This is a genomic window from Mycobacterium sp. ELW1, from assembly GCF_008329905.1.
Taxonomy (GTDB): domain Bacteria; phylum Actinomycetota; class Actinomycetes; order Mycobacteriales; family Mycobacteriaceae; genus Mycobacterium.
Genome location: NZ_CP032155.1, coordinates 3227549 through 3247282 on the forward strand (window position 1 = coordinate 3227549; position 19734 = coordinate 3247282).

Genomic DNA, 19734 nt, shown 5'->3' on the forward strand with positions numbered 1-19734 from the left:
CGAGCTTCCCATGATCAAGCAATGTTGCAAATGTCCGGGGAGCGGATGAGCTGGCTCGCCGACACGATCCGCCGACACAAGTCCGGCGACACGGTCGGCGTCTACTCGGTCTGCTCGGCGCACCCCACGGTGGTCGAGGCGGCGATCATGCAGGCCGGCGCCGACGACGTTCCGGTGCTCATCGAAGCCACCTCCAACCAGGTCGACCAGTTCGGCGGCTACACCGGGATGCGCCCGGCCGAGTTCCGCGACCTCGTCCTCGGCATCGCCGACCGGTGCGGATTCCCGCGGAGCCGGGTCGTGCTCGGCGGCGATCATCTCGGCCCCAACCGTTGGCAGGGTGAAACCGCCGCCGCCGCAATGGAAAAGGCCGACGCACTCATCGCCGCCTACGTCGAGGCCGGCTACTCGAAGATTCATCTCGACTGCAGCATGTCCTGTGCCGACGACCCGGCAGTGCTCGATGACGAGACCGTCGCGCAGCGCACCGCACGCCTGCTGCACGTCGCCGAAGAATCCGCGCAACGCAGCGGCGCCGGCCTTCCGATGTACGTCATCGGCACCGAGGTACCGGTTCCCGGCGGGGCCCACGAGACGCTCGGCGTTCTCACCCCGACGCCGGCCGATCGCGCCCGCCGCACCATCGACGCCCATCGGGTCGCGTTCACCCGATCCGGGCTCGATCACGTCTGGCCCCGCGTCATGGCTTTGGTGGTTCAGCCCGGGGTGGAGTTCGACCATCTTCAGGTCATCGACTACCGGCGCGACGCCACTGTGGCGCTTCGGCGCGTTCTCGACACGGAACCGCATCTGGTGTTTGAGGCGCATTCCACCGACTATCAGCGACCCGCACAATTGCGCGAGCTCGTCGAAGATCATTGGGCCGTGCTCAAAGTCGGCCCAGGATTGACCTTCGCGATGCGTGAGGCACTCTTCGGGCTCGCCCACATCGAGAACCAACTCCTGCCGCGGCAGTCGCGGTCCGACCTGATCGAGGTCGTCGAACGACGAATGCTCGCCAATCCCGGGTACTGGCAGGCCTATTACGACGGGGATCCGCAGACCCAGCAGACGGCCCGGCGGTACAGCTACAGCGACCGGCTGCGGTACTACTGGGCCGACGACGAGGTCGACGCCGCGCGCCGACAGCTCCTGGATAACCTCGACCGGGTCGGCATCCCACTGCCGCTCGTCAGCCAATTCCTCCCCCATCAGTACGACCGCGTCCGCGCCGGCGAACTGGACCTGACCGCCAACGCCTTGGTGATCGACAGGATTCGAGACGCGATGCGGCCCTACGCGCGTGCCTGCCGCACTGAGAACAACACCACCGGAGACCATCGATGACCAGTTCCACGCCCGCTCAAGAGGACGGCGGCGCAACGATTCTCGAGATCGGCCAGCAGCCCGGCGTCTGGCGCGAGGTCGCCCGCCGCAGCGATCCCGCGATCACTGCTTTCGTGCGAAAGGTCGTCGAACAGCCGGATATCCGGGTCATCCTGACCGGCGCGGGCAGCTCCGCGTTCATCGGCGACATGGCAGCGGCCGCGCTTCGACGGCACCTCGGGCGCCGCGTCGAGGCGATCGCGACCACCAGCATCGTCAGCAATCCCCTCGATCACCTCGAGCGTCATGTCCCCACGCTGGTGGTGTCGTTCGGCCGTTCCGGCAACAGCCCGGAGAGCCTGGCCACCACCGCGTTGGCCGATGAGCTGATCGACGATGTCTGGCATCTGGTGCTCACCTGCGATGCCGACGGTGCGCTCGCGAAGGCGCATACCGGCCGGGCGAACTCCGCTGTCGTCTGCATGCCCGAGCGTGCCAATGACACCGGCTTCGCGATGACCTCGAGCCTGACCTCGATGCTGTTGACGTGTCTGCGGCTTCTCGGTCCGGCCACCGCCGACAGCGGTGAGGCACTGGCCGCCGCGGCCGAGTATGTCGCGGGCCTGCAGAGCGACATCGCCGCCCTGGCCAGGACCAAGAAGAGGCGGCTCGTCTACCTGGGCAGCGGAGCGCTCGAAGGACTCGCGCAGGAATCCGCACTGAAGATGCTCGAGCTGACCGCCGGTGAGGTCGACACCTACTTCGACTCCCCGCTGGGCTTCCGGCACGGGCCGAAGTCCGTGCTCGACGGTGACACGCTCGTCGTCGTATACGCCGCCACCGACCCGTACACCCACCGCTACGACCTCGACATCATCGCCGAGATCCGCGCCCAACTCGGCGATGACGCGGTCGCGGTGATCAGCACTGAGCCGCTGCCCGAGGAGTACGGCGATGCTGTCGTGCTGCCGGGCCTCGACGGTCTCGACGACGCACAGGTGGCACTGGCGTATGTGGTGTTCGCGCAATACCTCGCGCTGTTCACCGCGCTGGAACACGGCAAGACACCGGACAATCCATTTCCCTCCGGCGAGGTCAGCCGCGTCGTGCGGGGCGTCACGATCCATCCCATGACCAGGAACGGACGGTAGACGATGGCACGTTATCTGGGGGTCGACGGCGGCGGTTCGAAGACCGCGCTGGCGCTCGTCGATGACACCGGCCACATCATCGCCCGCGCAACGGCTCCGACGTCCTACTACTTCAACGACGGCTTCGACATCGTCGAAAAGTCACTCGCGCAGGGCGTTACGGACATCTGCACCCAGGCTGGAATCACGACCGCCGACATCGACGCCGCCTTCTTCGGTCTGCCCGGGTACGGCGAGGCGAGCGGCGACATCGAAGCCCTCGACGCGGTCCCGGCCGGCGTGCTGGGCCACGACCGCTACAGCTGCGACAACGACATGGTCTGCGGTTGGGCGGGCTCACTTGCCGGTGAGGACGGGATCAACGTGATCAGCGGCACGGGGTCGATGACCTACGGCGAACGCCAGGGCATCGGCCATCGCGTCGGCGGCTGGGGCGAGCTCTTCGGCGATGAAGGCTCAGCGTATTGGATTGCCGCACAGGGGCTCAACGCCTTCTCCCGGATGAGCGACGGCAGGCTGCCGAAGGGCCCGTTGCACGCTCTGATGAAGAAGCGTCTGGAGGTCAGCGGCGATCTCGACGTCGTCAGCCTGGTCATCGACACGTGGAAGGGCAACCGCAGCAAGATCGCCGCACTGGCGACGACGGTCTGCGAGGCCGCCGAAGCCGGCGACGAGCCGTCTGCCCGCACCTTGAGCGCGGCGGTCGACGAGCTGGTCACACTGATCGAGACGACCCGAACGCTGATCGGATTCACCGATGCCGACACCGTGCCGGTGTCCTACTCGGGCGGGATGTTCTCCAACGACGGCTTCCTGACCCGGTTCGTGGCCGCACTACAGAACTCCCCGGCCAGATACGACCTTCAGACTCCCCGGCTCGACCCGGCGGTGGGCGGTGCGCTCTACGCCGCCAAGCACAGCGGCCACCCGCTGAGTCCGGCTGCCGTGCAACACCTTTCCGACCACAACCCGACAAGGTGACGTCACCATGACCATGACCACCGCACCACGGACCCGCAGCTGGATCTTCTACGCCGCCCTGCTCATCCTGTTCTGGGGCGTGTGGGGCGCATTCTCGGCCCTGCCGTCGTCGAAGTACGGCTATCCCGACGAGATGATCTACAGCATCTGGGCGCTGACCATGATCATCCCGGCGGCCGTCGCACTCCGCGGCCAGACGTGGGATCGCCGCCCGGCCGCGACCATCTACGGCCTGCTGATCGGCCTCACCGGCGCAGGCGGGCAGCTGATCCTGTTCCAGGCGCTGACGATGGGCCCCGCCTATCTGATCTTCCCGATCGTGTCGATCTCACCGGCCATCACGGTGATCATGGCGATGGTGCTTCTGCGCGAACGCATCTCACCGCTGGCCGTGGTGGGTTTGGTCTTCGCGCTCGCCGCGATCGTGTTGTTCACCGTCACCGGCGGTGACTCCGAGAGCTCGTCGGGTCCGTGGCTGCTGCTGTCGATACTGATCTGCGTGGCGTGGGGCGTGCAGGCCTACTTCATGCGCAAGTCCGCGACGGTCGGGGTCAACGAGGCCACCACCTTCGGCTGGATGACGATCAGCGGCCTGGCCCTGATCCCCGTGGCGCTGATCTCGCTCGGCGGTATCCCCACCGACTTCCCCTGGCAGGCACCGGCATTGGCGGCCGGCACCCAGATCCTGAACGCGATCGGCGCGTTGTTTCTCGTCATGGCGCTCGCCCGCGGCAAGGCGTCGATCGTCGCGCCGACGACGAACGCGCTCGCGCCCGCGCTCACCGTGATCATCTCGCTGATCGCCTACCAGACCCTGCCCACGCCGTACGGTGCGATCGGCATCGTGCTGGCGCTCGTCGGCTCGACGCTAATGGTCTACGCCGACGAGAAGCGCGGCGAGTCCCTCACCGAGGCGGTGCGATGAAACCCACCGTCGTCATCATCGGCGCGGGCAGCGTCGAGTTCACCCGCGAGCTGCTCGGCGACATCCTGTCGTTCGCCGAGCTGGGCTCGACGCGGGTGGTGTTGCACGACATCGATGCGCAGCGGCTCGAGACGGCGCAGGCGATCGCTCGCGCGACCGCGCTGGCCGCCGGTGCCGAGCCTGAGATCGTCGCGACGCTCGACCGCCGCCGCGCGCTCGACGGCGCCGACTACGTCATCAACGTCATCCAGGTCGGGATGCACGAGGCCACGGTGCGGGACTTCGAGATCCCGGCGCGTTACGGGCTGAAGCAGACCATCGGCGACACGATCGGCGTCGGCGGCATCTTCCGCGGCCTGCGGACGTTCCCGGTGCTTGCCGATATCGCACGCGACATGGCGCAGGTGTGTCCCGACGCCTGGTTGTTGAACTACACCAACCCGATGGCGATGAACATCTCGTTCCTTCATGCTGTCGCCCCGAAGCTGAAAGTGCTTGGGCTGTGCCACTCCGTGTACTGGACGATGGTCGGACTGTGTGAGCTCATCGACGTGCCCTACGACGAGGTGGCCTACTGGTCGGCGGGAGTGAACCACCAGGCTTGGGTGCTGCGGTGGGAACGCGGCGGCCAGAATCTCTATCCCCTGCTGGACGAACGCATCGCAGGTGACTCGGAGTTGCGCCGACGGGTCCGGGTCGACATGTACCGGCGGCTGGGCTATTACCCCACCGAGACCAGCGAGCACAGCAGCGAGTACGTCGGCTGGTATCTGCACGATGACGCCGAGATCGAACGGTTGCGCATCAACGTCGGCGAGTATGTGTCGATCAGCGAGGCCAACCTTGCCGAATATGCCCGGGTTCGAGCCGAATTGGCCGACTCCCCGACGCTACCGATCGACACCGGCTCCACGGAGTACGCACCGCAGGTGATCCATTCCCTCGAGACCGGGACGCCGCGGGTCATCTCGGCCAACGTCATCAACGACGGATTGATCACCAACCTGCCCGACGGGCTGGCGGTCGAGGTGCCGACGCTGCTCGACTCCCTCGGTGCGCATCCGATGAAGGTGGGCGACCTCCCGCCGCAGTGCGCGGCGCTCAACCGCAGTTTCCTCGGGCCCGTCGACCTCACGGTGCGCGCGGCCGTCGACGGCGATCCGCGGCTGGTGCGCGCCGCGGCGATGGTCGACCCGAACACCGCCGCGACGCTGACCGTCGATCAGATCTGGGCGCTGTGCGACGAACTGACCGACGCGCACGGCGACCTGCTGCCCCCGCCCCTGCGTTCCCGATCCGCCCGAGATCTCGTCAACTAAGGAGTGTCACCGTGATTCGACGTAGGTTGTGCATCGCACTGGTCGCCGTCCTCGCCGTCGTTCTCGCCGGGTGCGGTGGCGGCGGCGGATCGTCGGGCCCAACCGAGATCGCGGTGTGGCACGGCTATCAGGACACCGAGGGCGAGGTGTTCAAGAGCCTGGTCGACCAGTACAACAAGGAGCATCCGGACGTCAAGGTGTCCGAGTTGTACTCCAAGAACGACCTTGTGCTGCAGAAGGTTCTGACCGCGGTGCGGGGTAACAGCGCACCGGATGTGGCGTACATGTTCGGGTCGTGGTCGCCCAACATCGCGAAGATTCCCTCGCTGGTCGACATGGCCGACGAGGTCAAGAAGCCGGACTGGAAGTGGGACGACTTCTACGAAGCCGAACGCAAGGCGGCGACAGTCGGCGACAAGGTCGTCGGCGTGCCCGCCCTGGTGGACAACCTGGCGATCGTCTACAACAAGAAGCTGTTCGCCGATGCCGGCGTTGCGCCACCGACGCCGGACTGGACCTGGGATGACTTCCGTGCGGCGGCAGCCAAACTCACCGACCCGGCCAAGGGACAGTTCGGTTGGCTCATTCCCGCCGACGGCAGCGAAGATACTGTGTGGCACTACATTCCGATGTTGTGGGAGGCCGGCGGCGACATCCTCAACGCCGACAACTCCAAGGCCGTCTTCAACTCCGACGCCGGTGTGCGGGCGCTGACGACGCTGCAGCAGATGGCGGTGACCGACAAGTCGCTGTACCTGGACACCACCAACGAGAACGGCCCCAAGCTCATGAACAGCGGCAAGATCGGGATGCTGGTCACCGGCCCGTGGGACCTGTCTTCGCTGTCGGACATCGAGTATGGCGTCCAGGTGATGCCCAGCTACCCAGGATCCGCCGGCGGACATCAGACCATCGCAGGCCCCGACAACTGGGTGGTGTTCAACAACGGCGACAAGCGCAAGCAGGCGGCCATCGACTTCGTGAAATGGCTGTCGGCACCCGAACAGGTCAAGAAGTTCTCGTTGGGCACCGGCGATCTGCCGATCCGCGCCTCGGTCGGTGACGACAAGTCCGTGCTCGACGAACTCGACAAGAATGTCCCGGGCACCGCGGCGTTCGTCGAGAATCTGAAGAACGTGCACATGGTGCGGCCTCAGGTCGAGCAGTATCCGGCGGTGTCGGAAGCGCTCGGCCAGGCGGTCATGTCTGTCATGCTCGGCACGGACCAGCCCAAGGCCGCCCTGGACTCCGCCGCCCAGGCCGCCGACGCGAAGCTGGCCGAGAAGTAGGGAGTCGATGCCTGCACTGCTTCGGCGGCTGAGCCGCACAGACACCGTGTCGGGGTGGGCGCTGGTCAGCCCGGCGGCGATTCTCATCGGGATCTTCGGGCTGCTCCCCGTGCTGATGTCGCTGCAGCTGTCGTTCCAGAAGTCCGACCTGCTCAGCGCAGAGACACCGTGGGTGGGGTTCGACAACTACAAGAAGCTGGCCGACGACCCGGTCTTCCTGGATGCGATCAAGCACACCATCATCTTTACGGCGCTGTTCGTGCCCGGCACGATGCTGGTGGGGCTGTTCGTCGCGGCGGCGCTGAACCGCTCGGTGCGATTCATCTCGGTGTACCGGACCGCCGCGTACATCACGATGGCGGTGTCGACGATCTCGCAGGGCATCATCTTCCTGTGGCTGACCGACCGTGACTACGGTCTGGTCAACGCCGCGCTGAATGCGGTGGGTGTGTCGTCACAACCGTTCCTCGCTTCCCCGTCACAGGCGCTCTACGTGATCGTGGCGATGACGATCTGGGGTTGGACGGGCTTCTCGGTGATCGTGTATCTGGCTGCGCTGCAAGGTGTTCCAGAAGAGTTGCATGAGGCGGCCGCAATCGACGGTGCGTCGGCGTTCACCCGGTTCCGCACCATCACGGTGCCGCTGCTCGGCCCGGCGAACCTCTTTCTTCTCGTGTGGCTGACGATCAACGCGCTGCAGCTGTTCGACGAGGTCTATGTGACGACGCGTGGCGGCCCGCTGCGTGCCACCACGGTGATCGTCTACTACCTCTGGGACCGCGCCTTCGTCCAGTTCGACGCCGGCTATGCCGCCGCGATGGCCTACGCGCTGTTCGTCGTCATCCTGATCGTCACGGCCGTCCAGTTCCGGCTCGCCCGAAGGTATGTGCACTCATGACCGACCTTCTCACTCCCCGCAGTGTCGCCGCGGCCGACCCCGTCGAACCCGACCGGAGGTCCGGCTGGCGGCTGCCGTTCAGCCCGTGGCATCTGGTCCTGATTCCGTTGACGTTCATCCTCCTGGTGCCGTTGTTGTGGATGCTCGTCACCTCATTGGAGACCGAAGGCGAGGCCAATCGCTTCCCGCCGGTGCTGTTTCCGGAAAGCCCGCGGTTCTCGAACTACACCGAGGCGTGGGCCGCGGCGCCGTTCGGACACTTCTTTCTCAACAGCGCGGCGGTGACCGGTGTCGTGTTGGTGAGCAACCTCCTGGTGTGCAGTCTGGCGGGATACGCGTTCGCACGCATCAGGTTTCTCGGTCGCGGAGCGCTCTTCGTGACGTTGATGGCGACGCTGATGGTGCCGTTCCAGGTGACGATGATCCCGGTGTTCCTGATCGTCAAGTGGTTCGGCGACAACGTCTGGGCGGGTCTGGGCATCGATCACATCGGCGCGTTGATGCTGCCGAACCTCGCGACGGCGTTCGGCATCTTCTTCCTGCGCCAGTTCTTCATGACCGTTCCCGTCGAACTGGAGGAGGCGGCTCGGGTCGACGGGACGTCGCGAATCGGTGTGCTGGTGAAGATCGTCCTTCCGCTCTCGTTGCCGGCGCTGTCGACGTTGGCAGCGCTGACCGTCCTCACGTCGTGGAACGACTTCCTGTGGCCGTTGATCGTCATCACGTCGCAGGACCAGATGACGATCCCGTTGGGGCTGAGCTACTTCCAGGGTGCCCACCATGTCAAATGGCCCCTGCTGATGGCGGCCAATGTGATGAGCCTGTTGCCGATGTTGCTGGTATTCGTCGGCGCGCAGCGCTATTTCGTGCAATCGGTCGCAAGCCAGGGATTGAAGGGCTGAGCATGGCAGAAGTCGAGTTCCGGGACGTGACACGGCGTTACGCGGGCGGGGTCGTCGCCTTGAAGGACTTCAACCTGACGGTTGCCGACGGGGAGTTCCTGATCCTGGTCGGGCCGTCCGGGTGCGGCAAGAGCACGGCATTGAGACTGCTTGCCGGGCTTGACAAGCCGACATCCGGTGAGATCAGGATCGGTGATCGGGCCGTCACCGGCCTGGCACCGGGCGAGCGTGACATCGCCATGGTGTTCCAGAATTACGCGCTGTACCCACACATGTCGGTCTATCGGAATCTGGCCTACGGACTTCGTCAGCGCAAGACACCGCGCGCCGAGATCGACCGGCGGGTCCGGGAGACCGCCGCCCTCCTCGAGATCGACATGCTGTTGGATCGCAAGCCCGGTCAGCTTTCCGGCGGCCAGCGCCAACGCGTCGCGATGGGCCGTGCGCTGGTCCGCCAGCCGCAGGCGTTCCTGCTCGACGAACCGCTGTCGAACCTCGACGCCAAGTTGCGCAACCAGGTCCGTGGGGATCTGAAGCGGTTGCACCGCGAACTCCCGGTCACCTCGATCTACGTCACTCACGATCAGGTCGAGGCGATGACGCTCGGCGACCGGCTGTGTGTGATGTCCGGCGGCGCAATCCAACAGATCGGCACACCCGACGAGATCTACAACCACCCGGCCAACACCTTCGTCGCCGCGTTCATGGGCAGTCCCCCGATGAACCTCATTGCGGGCGAGGTCCGCTCGGGAGTGCTGCACCTCGCCGACGCCGCCGTGACCGCGGTGTCGACGCCGGACGGTCCGGTGACGGTCGGCGTACGTCCGGAGCATCTGCACCTGCACGACAGCTGCACCGACGGGCTGCTGCCTGCGCGGGTCGATGTCGTCGAGCCGCTGGGCAGCCACGTACTGGTGACCGCGCTGGTCGATACCGGTGACCCGGACAGCACGCGGGTGATCGTCCATGCGCCGGCGGGCACCGACCTACCGGCCGGCACCCGCATCGGGCTCGAGATGCCGCCGGAGCGGACGTATTTCTTCGACGCCGATACGGGCGCCGCCCGCCGCAGTCGCGAGCACATCGCGCTCTGAGCGGCCACCCCGCTCACCGGGAGTGGTTGTTGCTTCCCGCTCGGGCACCGATCACAGTGGGTGCCAGCGACAAAGGAGGCCGATGACTGCGCAGGACACCCCGTTCGACGAGACCGTCGACGTCATTGTGGCCGGTTCCGGCGGCGGTATCACCGGCGCCTACACCGCGGCCCGCGAGGGCCTGTCGGTGGCGCTGGTGGAGGCGACCGACAAGTTCGGCGGCACCACCGCGTATTCCGGTGGCGGCGGCATGTGGTTCCCGTGCAACCCGGTCCTGCAGCGTGCGGGCAGCGATGACACGATCGACAAGGCGCTGAACTATTTCCACGCCGTGATCGGTGACCGCACTCCCCGGGAGCTGCAGGAGACCTACATCCGCCGCGGACCCGGTCTGGTCGAATACCTGGAAGCCGACGAGAATTTCGTGTTCAGCGTGCTGCCCTGGCCGGATTACTACGGGTCGGTGCCGGACTCCCGCAGCGACGGCCTGCGCCACATCGTGGCGGCACCCATTCGCGGTGAGAAGCTCGGCCCCTACGCCGGTTCCGTGCGCGGGCCGCTCGACCATGACCGTCTCGGCGCGCCGGCACCGGACAAGCTCTTCGGTGGGCGGGCGCTCATCGGCCGGTTCCTCGCCGCGCTGGCCGGCTACCCCGACGCGGTGCTGTACCGCAACACCCAGCTGACCGATCTGATCACCGACGAGGGCCGGGTGGTCGGGGCGGTGGTGCAACGCGACGGCACCCCGGTGCGGATCGGCGCCCGGCGCGGAGTTCTCTTGGCGGCAGGCGGATTCGAGCACAATCCCGAGCTTCGACGGACGTACGGGGTGCCCGGCGACGCCCGTGACACCATGGGCGGACCCGGCAGCACGGGTGCGGCGCTGCAGGCGGCGATGCGGATCGGAGCGGCCACCGATCTGATGGACCAGGCCTGGTGGTCACCGGGGCTGACCCACCCCGACGGTCGCTCCGCATTCGCGCTGTGGTTCACCGGCGGAATCTTCGTCAATCAGGCCGGGCAGCGGTTCGTCAACGAGTCCGCCGCCTACGACCGGATCGGCAGGCAGATCATCGCTGAGATGCAGGCAGGCCGCCTCGACATCCCGTTCTGGATGGTCTACGACAACCGCGAGGGCGAGGTCCCGCCGGTGAAGGCGACCAACGTCTCGATGGTCGACACCGAAAGCTATCGGACCGCCGGATTATGGCGCAGCGCAGACACTCTGGCCGAACTGGCCGAGCTGATCGGGGTCCCCGCCGACGCCCTGGACGAGACGGTCACCCGGTACAACGCAATGGTCGCCGCCGGTGCCGACACCGACTTCGGTCGCGGTGACGAGGCGTACGACCGGGCGTTCTCCGGCGGCGAATCACCCATGGTCGCGATCGACACACCGCCATTTCATGCGGCGGCGTTCGGGCTGTCCGATCTCGGGACCAAGGGCGGACTGCGTACCGATACCAGAGCCCGGGTGCTCGACGAATCCGGTGAGCCGATCCCGGGCTTGTACGCGGCAGGCAACACCATGGCCGCGGTCAGCGGCACCACCTATCCCGGTGGCGGGAACCCGATCGGCGCGTCGATGTTGTTCAGCTACGTGGCCGCGCTCGACATGGCCGGTGACGTCAGGTCAGCTTGATCAACTTGAACGGCATGTTGATGAACAGCGCGAGGCTACGCCCGCAGGCCCCCGGCTGACCGGTGGTCGAGTCCTGACCCACCAGCATGTTGGAGGTGGGATCGGTCTGATCACCGCCCGGGGTGGAGCCGTGGAACCGGATCACCTGTAATCCCGGGGCGCTGGTGCCGTCCTGGCACGGCATCCAGTCCTCGATGACGCGCTTGACCCGCCAATCCCCGCCGGTCTGATAGATCGGGGCGGTCCACCCGGCGTCGCTGCTGACCGTGCCGGTGCACTCGGTCGGATAACTGCAGGTCGAGTTGATCGTCCAGATGCTGCGGATGCTGCGCTCGTCGTGGAACACGTCGTTGGTGGTGGCCCACTCGCCGTTGGACGTCGCCTGGAATGTGCCGTTGAGCGCCCATTTTTCGCCGGCGTTCGCGGCGGCCGGATTCAGGAGGCCGCCGAGCATCGCAGTGGTCAGCGCCGTGACGCCGATCAGCATTCGTGACTTACGCATGTGGCCTCTCCCCTCACCTGTGGTCATGTCGTCGGCAGCAGGTCCTTCCACGACATATCCCCGTTCACGTTGGCCAGATTGGTCTGCTGGCCCGCGTGGCCGTCGGGCGTGGCGTAATGCCCGGTGGCCGGGTCGTAAGTGGCGATCGCCACCGACGGGCCGCCTGCCGAGCCGGGGGTGAACGCGCTCGGCGCAACCGCCGGCCCGCCGCCCTGGTCGGTCGGCGCGATATCCGGAGCAGCGCCCGTGGGCGCCAACGTTGCCGGGACAGGAGGTATCGGCGTACCGGCTGGTGCCGGGACCGGTCCCGGCGGCAGCGGAGTGCCCTGCAGCGGCCCGTAGATGTGATCGTTCAACGTCGTCCTGTCATCCGGCGGGATGCCCTGTGCGATCAGGTTGGGATCGATCGGGTTGGGACCTGTCGCATGCTGGCGCATGGCAAGCGGCTCATACGGCTTGTCGCTGTCACAGATCTCCACCGTGGGTGCCCGCTTACCGGGCTCACCCTGACACGGATAGTTGCGGGCGCCGCGGACCGCGATAGGCGAATCCTGGGGCAGCTTGCAGTAGAGGCCGTCCGGGGTGTCGATGGTCGACGTGTCTTCCGGTGAGCGCCACTGCGACGGGGGCAGGAAGCCCACCGTGCACGCGGGTGGATCGCTGATCGTCAGGGTGAAGTCACCCAGCGTCATACCGGTCGGGTTGTTCAGCGGTGACCCGACCGCCTGAATCGAGCCGACGTACGGCGGCAACAGCACCAGAAGTTGTTCCAGGCTCTTGTTGTACGTCACGCCGATCTGGCCCACCGTCGAGAGGCTTGCCAGCAGGATCGGCAGCGTCGGCTTCACCTGGTTGAACAACGCGGAGGCCTCGTCGGCCGCACCGGGCCCGTTGGCCAGGATGCCGCGCCACTGCGGGTCGTTGGTGTTCAGCTGGTCGGTGATGCCGGCCAGGCTGCGCGCCCAGGTGCGGATGGAATCGGTGGAGGCGAGCTGGCCGTCCAGCAGCGGGCGGCTGTCCTCCACCAGCGTGCGGGTCTGATCCGCGGTGGCATTGAAATCGGCGGCCAGTCGCGAGGCCGAGTCGTTCAGCGTGGTGAGGTCGTCGCCAGCGCCGTTGAGGCCCTGATACGCGTCGTCCAACAGATCGGTGAGACGGTTGGTCGGGATGCTCTTGAGCAGCTCGTTGGTTTGATCGAGCACCGGACCGACCGCCTGCGGCACGGTCGCGTTCTTGGCGGGAATCACCGAGCCGTCCTGGAGGTACGGCCCGGAATCGGTGCGCGGCACCAGATCCACGTACTGCTCACCGACCGCCGACACGCTGAGCACCCGCGCCTGCAGATCGACGGGCACCTTCGGATTGCTGGCCAGCGACAGGGTGGCCACCGCCCCGGAGCGGGTCGGCACCACCTCGGTGACCTTGCCCAGCTGCACGCCGCGGTAGGTCACGTTCGAGAACTGGTACAGCCCACCGGTTCTCGGCAGCTCGAGCTTGACCGTGATCCGGCCGATGCCGAGCAAGGTGGGCGCCTGCATGTACACCATGACCATGACGGCGATCCCGACCACCGACGCGATGGTGAAGATGATCAGCTGATTGCGGACGAAGCGCGTCAGCATCAGTTACCCCCGTCCTGTGGCGCTGCTTCCGGAGCCGGACCCGGCAGCGGGCCGGTCGCCGGACCCGGCAGCGGGCCGGAGCCCATGCCGGGAGCGGGCTGCGTGGCGCCGGTCAACGATGCCTGCTGGTTGGGCGCCGCCGGGCCCGGGCCCACCAATGGTGGGATGTCCGCCACCTGCGTCGGGGGCGGCGCCGGGCTGAACGGAGCGTTCAGCGGATCGTAGGTATAGGTCGCGTACCACGGATCACCAGGCGCGGGAACGAGTTTGGCGTTCTCATCACCCCAGCGCGTACCGAGCATCAGGGTCTTCTTCAACCGCGGCACGGTGAAGTCGAAGATGATGAACTGGTTCAGATAGTCGCCGCGGATCGCCCGGTCGATGACCTGCTGGGTGTACGGGAACGTCGGCAGGTACGCCAGCGCCGTGTCCAGCTTCGGTCCGACGTCGGCCAGCGCCTTCAGCGTCGGCTCGAGATTCTGCAGGTTACGTACAAGGTCGGCCTTCGTATCGTTGACCAGACCGGTGGCCAGGTTGGAGAAGTCGCGGAACTTCTCCAGCGCGGTCGTGATGCGGGGACGCTCCTTGACCAGCACATCCAACGCCGGCGGGATCCGGTTCAGCGCGTCGGTGAGGACGCCCTGCTGCGCGGCGAAGGTACCGGCCAGCCGATTGAGAGAGTTCACCGCCTCGTTGATGCTGTCGCGCTGGTTGGCCAGCAGGCCGATGAAATCGTTGAGCCGCGTGAGCAAGTCGCGGATCTGGTCGGTCCTGCCGTTCAGCGCGGCGCTGAACTCGTGGATGATGTCGCCGATCTGGCCCAGTCCACCACCGTTGACGACCACCGACAGCGCCGAAAGGGTCTGCTCGGTCGACGGGTAGGTCGACGAACGATTGAGGCCGAGCGTGGCACCGGGTTGGAGGACCCCGCTCGGCGCCTGACCCAGCGGGGGGTTCAGCGCCAGGTGCATGGATCCCAGCAGGCTGGTCTGCCCCACCGAGGCCACCGCGTTGGCCGGAATCACCACGCCGGGCTGGACCGAGACCTCGACATCGGCATGCCAGTCGGTGACCGTCATGTCACCGACGCTGCCGACCACGACATCGCCGACCATGACCGGTGAATTCGATTCCAGCTGGCCCACATTGGCGATCTCGATGTGATAGGTGTTCGAGCCCTTGCCGTGGCCGACCGTTCCCGGCAACGGCAGCGAATTCAGACCACCGAAGCTACAGCCGGTCACTGTGACCGCGACACAGGAGGCGGTCACCACCAGGCGCTGCACCGAACCTCGACGGATCATGATGGCGGATTCCCTTCAGCGGCAGCCGGAGCCGGAGCAGGCGGCGCCGCTTCGGCGGGCAGCAGCATGCCCTGCAGGTTGGACGGCGGCTGAGCTGCCGGCCCGACGGGGACCCCGGGCGGGATCGGCGCGCCGGGGAACAGAGCCGGCGACGGATCGGCGGGCAGCCCGTTCGGGGCGTACGACCCTTGATGCGTATTCGGCGGGCCGCCCCAGCCTGCCGGGCCCGGCACGTCACCGTTGTACCCGGTGTAGGCCGAGACGGCGGGCGGCACTTCGTAACCCGGCGGGGTTCCGCCCGTGCCACCCGGGGCCAGACCCGGCTCGGTGTAGATCAGCTTGTCGGGGCTGGTGGACTTGCCCAGGTAGGCGTTGAACGGGAACGGCAGGTAGTTGAAGTTCAACAACCGCAGTGCCGGGCCGAGATACTGCGCGCACAGCTTGCCGGTCTCCGGGGCGGTGGCGTTCTGCACTGCCCCGATGGCCGAGCAGATGACCTGCAGCGGATTGGAGAAGTTGGCCAGCGCGAAACCGCCCAGCGCACTTTGGGAGTCCGGGTTGTAGATGTTGTAGGCATTGCCGATCGCGTTCGGCGCCACGTGCAGCAGGTTCTCGACGACCAGCTTGTTGTCGGCGAGGTTCTTCGTCACGTTGCCCAACCGCTGGATCTGTTCGGCGGTCTGGTTGCGGCTGCCGGCGATGAACCGCTGGACGTCGACGACCGCGCTGGACAGATTCGTCAGCGCCCCGTCGAGGTCGGACCGGCTGCCGTTGACCACGCTGGTCAGCGAGGCCAACCGATCCTGGAACTGGACGATCTGAGTGTTGCTGTCACGCAACGCCGTCACGAAGATCTGCAGGTTCTTGATGGTGTCGACGATGTTGCCGCTGCCGTCGGCCAGCACCTTGCTGACCCCGGACAGCTGCTTGATGGTGTCCCGCAGCTTCTCCCCGTTGCCATCCAGAGCGTTGGCCGCGCTGTCGATGAAGCGGCCGACCGAGGTGGGCTGCCCGTCGCTCTTCGGGCCGAGATCGGTGGCCAGGCGCATCAACTCGGTCTTGATCTGATCCCACTCGACCGGAACCGCGGTGCGGTCCAATCCGATCACCGCACCGTCGGCCATCTTCGGGCCCTTGTCGTCATAGGGCGGCGTGAGCTGGATGTAGCGCGCACCGACCAGGTTCTGCGAGACGATCACCGCCTCGGCATTGGCCGGAATCGGCACGTCCCGGTCGACGGCCAACACGAACTTGGCTTTGGTGCCCTGAGCGTCGATGGAGTCGATCTTGCCGACCTTGACCCCCGCGACCCGCACTTCGTCACCGGGGTAGATCGCGGTGGCGCTGGTGAAGTAGGCGGTGATCGTGTTGGGCTTGAAGAACGCCTGGCGGACCAGAAGCGCGATCCCGCCGACGATCAACACGGCCAACACCGCAGACACGACGACCGTCAGTCGCCCGCGAGACTTCATGGCTGCCCCCATCGCTCATATGGCTGCGGAATTCCGTTGTACGGGAACGGGATTTCCGCACGCGGTCCGGCATTGTCGGCCGGCTGCCCCGCATCGGTACCGCGCCGGAATCCCAGCGCGTAGTCGAGGAATGGCTGCAGGGTCTGCGCCGGGTTCAGGTTCGCGACGAAGGCGTTGTAGTAGAAGCCGTTGTTGACCGCTTCCGCCTGCGTGAGCTGGAATTTGGCCAGGCCCTTCATGGCCGCCGTGATGTTGTCATTGTTCTTCTCCAACATCGCGGTCACCGAATTGAGCTTCTCCAAAGCCGGTGCCAGATCCTTTTCGTTGTCGGCCACGAGTCCGCTGAGCTGCTTGGCCAGAGCCGAGGTGGAGGCCAGCAGGTTCGCGATCGCGTAGCGGCGCTGCGACAGGACGCCGACCAGGTCGTTGGCGTTGAGCAGCAATGTGTTCACCTGCGCACTGCGCTGCGACAGGATCCCGGTCACGTTCGCCGCACTCTTGAGCAGGTTGCCCAGTGATTCGTTGCGCTCGTTGATCATCCGCGACAACTTGCTGATGCCGTCGAAGGTCGGGCCCAGCTGCGGGCTGATCCGATCGAGGGTGTCGGACAACGTGTCGAGCGACTGGTTGACCGCCGCGGTGTCGGTGTCTGCGGTGTTGCCCGCGAAATCCTCCAGCGACTGGCTCAGCGAGTACGGCGACCCGGTGCGCGACACGGGGATCACGTCGGATGCCCGAAGCGATCCCTTGCCGTTGGACTCCAGGGTCAGGATCCGTTGTCCCAGCAGCGTTCCGGTGCGGATGTGTGCCGAGGTGTCGGTACCGAGCCGAACCGAGCCCTTGACCATGAAGGTCACCAGCGCCTTGCCGTGCTGCAAGGACACATCAGACACGGTGCCGACCTTGACACCGGACACCTTGACGTCGTTACCGGGCTGCAGGCCGCCTGCTTCGGTGAACAGCGCCTGATGCCGGATCGACGTGGCAAGCGACACCAGCCGTTCGGGCTGAAGCCCGATGGTGATGACGAGCACTATCAGCGCCAGGCCGATGAAGCCTGCCCTGATCAGCGAGGATCCACGATATTTGAGCATTAGGGCTCCGCGCACCTTCCAGTGTGTTGGATGATCCAGGGGAAGTAGGCGGTGCGGCCTTGCAAGTCACTGACACGCAGCGACAAGCCACACAGGTACTGGTTGATCCAGCTGCCATACGACCCGAGCCGCACCACCTTTCGGTAGTTCGCCGGAGCCTTCTGGATCGAGATGTCGAGCAGTTCCTTGTCCTGGTCCAGCAGCGGAGCCAGGCGACCGAGCTGGTCGACGGTGCCGGCCAGCGGAGTGCGTGCCTGGTTCAGCAGATCGGTCAGCGACGCAGTGCCGTTGTCCAGCGCGGTGATCGACTCACCGATCGGGTCCTTGTCCGCGGCCAGTTCGGTGACCAGCTTCTGCAGTTTGTCGACGGCTCCGGAGAACTTGTCGCCGTCCTTGCTGATCGTGGTGATCACCGTGTTGAGGTTGTCGATCAGCTGCTGGACCGTCTGGCCGTTGTCGGCCAGCGAGCTGGTGAACGACTGCGTCTTGGAGAACAGCGAGTCGAGGTTGCCCTCCTGGCCCTGCAGGATCTGGATCAACGAGTTGGTCAGCGCGTTGACATCGTTCGGATTGAGCCCCTGCACAACCGGTTTGAGTCCACCGAGCAGCAGGTCCAGATCCAGTGCCGGCTCGGTGCGGTCCAGCGGTATCCGGCTGCCCGGCGGCTGGATCTTCGCCGACCCCGGGCTGTCGACCAGCTCGAGGTAACGGTCACCGACCAGGTTGAGGTAGCGGACTGTCGCCTTGGTGCCGGAGGTCAGCACGATCTTGCGGTCGGCGTCGAAGTCGACGACCACCTTGTTGTCGGGTTGCAGCGCGACGTCGGTGACGGTGCCGACGCGAACACCGGCCACCCGCACCGAATCTCCGGACTTCAGACTCGAGGCGTCGGCGAACAGCGCCGAGTAGGAGTTATCCGAACCCGTCCGGTACTGGCCGAAGATCGCGAACAACGCGGCCGTCAGCAAGATCATCACGACGCCGAACACGCCGACCTTGACGAGCGTCTTCCACAGCGCGGTCATCCCGGTTGTCCGATCTGTGCGGTGTTGCGCGGCGGTCCGTCCAGCGGGCCGAACAACGCCTGCTTGAGACCGTCGGAGTTGAGCAGGATGCCCTGGTTGCCGTACTGAGCCGGGTTCGCTCCGATGTCAGCGACCACGAACGGCGGGCTGGTCTCGAACGGCACCTTCGGCAGATCGGTACATTGCGGGCCGCCGGTCGCGGCGACCTTCGGGAGGTTGGCCGGGTACCGGTAGCGCTCACGGCCGAGGAAGAACGACTGCAGCAGGACGGCTCCCGGCAGGGGCAGACCCGGTCCGGTGGCCAGCGGAACCAGGGCGCCGATACCGCAATTCAGCGCCGGGCTGTACTTGTTGAGCAGGTCGGTGGTGGGAACCAAGAGGTGAACCACGTTGGTCAGCGATTCCCGGTTTTCGCCGAGCACCTCGGTGCCGATATCGGCCAGGCCGATGGCGCTGACGAGCAACGCGTCCAGGTTCTGGTCCTGGTCGACGATCGTGTCGCTGATCTTCGCCGTGTTCTTGACGGTGTCCAGCAGGTCACCGGAGGCGTCGCCGTAGGCGTCGAACACCTGTGGTGCGACGGCCAATTCATGGTTGAGCGTGTCCAGGCTCGGGTTGATCTTGGCCAGCGCGGTGTCCAGGTCCACCAGGGTCTGGCCGAACTTGTCGCCGCGCCCGTCCAGCGACTTGGAGATTGCCCCCAGGGTCTGGTTGAGCTTGGTCGGCTCGATCTTTGACAGCACCGAGACCAGCTGCTGGAACACGGTGTTGATCTCGACGGTGACGTGCTTTCCGTCGATCACCTGCCCGGCCTGGATGGACTTCGCCGACGGATCGGTCGGCGGGTTCAGCTCGACGAACTTCGAGCCGAACACCGTCGAGGAGGTGATGTCGGCGCTGACATTGGCCGGGATGTCGTTGACCCGGGCGGGGTTGATCGCGAGATGCAACGCGGCCTTGCCGTCGGGCAGTGAATCGATGGACGCGACCTTGCCGACCTGCGCGCCGTTGAGCTTGACCTTGGCGTCGGGGTACATCACCAGGCCGGCACGGTCCGAGATCACGGTCACCGGAACGGTTTTGGTGAAGCTGTCCTGGAACAGACCAACAGCCAGCGCGATGATCGCGGCAATGACCACCACGGTCGCCAAACCGGCGATCGGGCGCGCGGCACCTGATTTCATCTGG

17 protein-coding genes are annotated in these 19734 nt (G+C 66.1%); 10 read left to right on the forward strand and 7 right to left on the reverse strand.

Annotated elements, in window-relative coordinates; all coding sequences use genetic code 11:
* The first annotated feature begins 21 nt into the window (after positions 1-21).
* The 10 genes from D3H54_RS15215 (at position 22) to D3H54_RS15260 (ending at position 11527) form a co-directional block, all read left to right on the forward strand.
* Complete coding sequence (locus tag D3H54_RS15215) at positions 22-1347, forward strand: D-tagatose-bisphosphate aldolase, class II, non-catalytic subunit (protein ID WP_286198896.1); 1326 nt, start codon at positions 22-24, stop codon at positions 1345-1347.
* A complete protein-coding gene (locus D3H54_RS15220; protein ID WP_149379739.1) occupies positions 1344-2477 on the forward strand; it encodes an SIS domain-containing protein in 1134 nt (377 codons plus the stop codon). The genes D3H54_RS15215 and D3H54_RS15220 overlap by 4 nt, the downstream gene beginning before the upstream one ends.
* Positions 2478-2480: 3 nt before the next feature.
* Positions 2481-3458, forward strand: coding sequence for an N-acetylglucosamine kinase (locus D3H54_RS15225; RefSeq protein WP_149379740.1), 978 nt, complete (start codon positions 2481-2483; stop codon positions 3456-3458).
* Between the two features lie 7 nt (positions 3459-3465).
* Positions 3466-4383, forward strand: coding sequence for a DMT family transporter (locus D3H54_RS15230; protein ID WP_149379741.1), 918 nt, complete (start codon positions 3466-3468; stop codon positions 4381-4383).
* Positions 4380-5702, forward strand: a complete 1323-nt coding sequence (locus D3H54_RS15235; RefSeq protein ID WP_149379742.1) for an alpha-glucosidase/alpha-galactosidase — start codon at positions 4380-4382, stop codon at positions 5700-5702. The genes D3H54_RS15230 and D3H54_RS15235 overlap by 4 nt, the downstream gene beginning before the upstream one ends.
* Positions 5703-5713: 11 nt before the next feature.
* The gene (locus D3H54_RS15240; protein ID WP_149379743.1) at positions 5714-6991 is read left to right on the forward strand and encodes an ABC transporter substrate-binding protein; all 1278 of its coding nucleotides are present in this window, start codon (positions 5714-5716) and stop codon (positions 6989-6991) included.
* Positions 6992-6998: 7 nt separating this feature from the next.
* Positions 6999-7889 carry a carbohydrate ABC transporter permease gene (locus tag D3H54_RS15245; RefSeq protein ID WP_149379744.1) on the forward strand — a complete coding sequence of 297 codons (891 nt, stop codon included), beginning with the start codon at positions 6999-7001 and terminating at the stop codon, positions 7887-7889.
* Positions 7886-8791 carry a carbohydrate ABC transporter permease gene (locus D3H54_RS15250; RefSeq protein WP_149379745.1) on the forward strand — a complete coding sequence of 302 codons (906 nt, stop codon included), beginning with the start codon at positions 7886-7888 and terminating at the stop codon, positions 8789-8791. Before D3H54_RS15245 ends, D3H54_RS15250 begins: the two co-directional genes overlap by 4 nt.
* A 2-nt stretch (positions 8792-8793) precedes the next feature.
* Entirely contained in the window at positions 8794-9885 is a 1092-nt protein-coding gene (locus D3H54_RS15255) for an ABC transporter ATP-binding protein (RefSeq protein WP_149379746.1), read from the forward strand.
* 82 nt (positions 9886-9967) lie between these two features.
* Complete coding sequence (locus tag D3H54_RS15260) at positions 9968-11527, forward strand: FAD-binding protein (protein ID WP_149379747.1); 1560 nt, start codon at positions 9968-9970, stop codon at positions 11525-11527.
* Here the strand turns inward: D3H54_RS15260 and D3H54_RS15265 are convergent.
* From D3H54_RS15265 to D3H54_RS15295, 7 genes are read right to left on the reverse strand one after another with little or no spacing between them, the layout of a single operon-like run.
* Complete coding sequence (locus D3H54_RS15265) at positions 11514-12029, reverse strand: Rv2253/PknI dimerization domain-containing protein (protein ID WP_149379748.1); 516 nt, start codon at positions 12027-12029, stop codon at positions 11514-11516. The two genes, D3H54_RS15260 and D3H54_RS15265, sit on opposite strands and share 14 nt — an antisense overlap.
* Positions 12030-12052: 23 nt before the next feature.
* Positions 12053-13651 (reverse strand): MCE family protein, encoded by a 1599-nt coding sequence (locus D3H54_RS15270; RefSeq protein WP_149379749.1) that lies wholly within the window; start codon positions 13649-13651, stop codon positions 12053-12055.
* The gene (locus D3H54_RS15275; protein WP_149379750.1) at positions 13651-14955 is read right to left on the reverse strand and encodes an MCE family protein; all 1305 of its coding nucleotides are present in this window, start codon (positions 14953-14955) and stop codon (positions 13651-13653) included. Before D3H54_RS15275 ends, D3H54_RS15270 begins: the two co-directional genes overlap by 1 nt.
* Positions 14952-16427: an MCE family protein gene (locus D3H54_RS15280; RefSeq protein WP_168214875.1), complete on the reverse strand. Its 1476-nt coding sequence runs from the start codon at positions 16425-16427 to the stop codon at positions 14952-14954. Before D3H54_RS15280 ends, D3H54_RS15275 begins: the two co-directional genes overlap by 4 nt.
* A complete protein-coding gene (locus D3H54_RS15285) occupies positions 16424-17521 on the reverse strand; it encodes an MCE family protein (protein WP_149379752.1) in 1098 nt (365 codons plus the stop codon). Before D3H54_RS15285 ends, D3H54_RS15280 begins: the two co-directional genes overlap by 4 nt.
* Positions 17521-18546: an MCE family protein gene (locus D3H54_RS15290; RefSeq protein WP_149379753.1), complete on the reverse strand. Its 1026-nt coding sequence runs from the start codon at positions 18544-18546 to the stop codon at positions 17521-17523. The genes D3H54_RS15285 and D3H54_RS15290 overlap by 1 nt, the downstream gene beginning before the upstream one ends.
* Positions 18543-19730: an MCE family protein gene (locus D3H54_RS15295; RefSeq protein WP_149379754.1), complete on the reverse strand. Its 1188-nt coding sequence runs from the start codon at positions 19728-19730 to the stop codon at positions 18543-18545. The genes D3H54_RS15290 and D3H54_RS15295 overlap by 4 nt, the downstream gene beginning before the upstream one ends.
* Between the last annotated feature and the right edge of the window lie 4 nt (positions 19731-19734).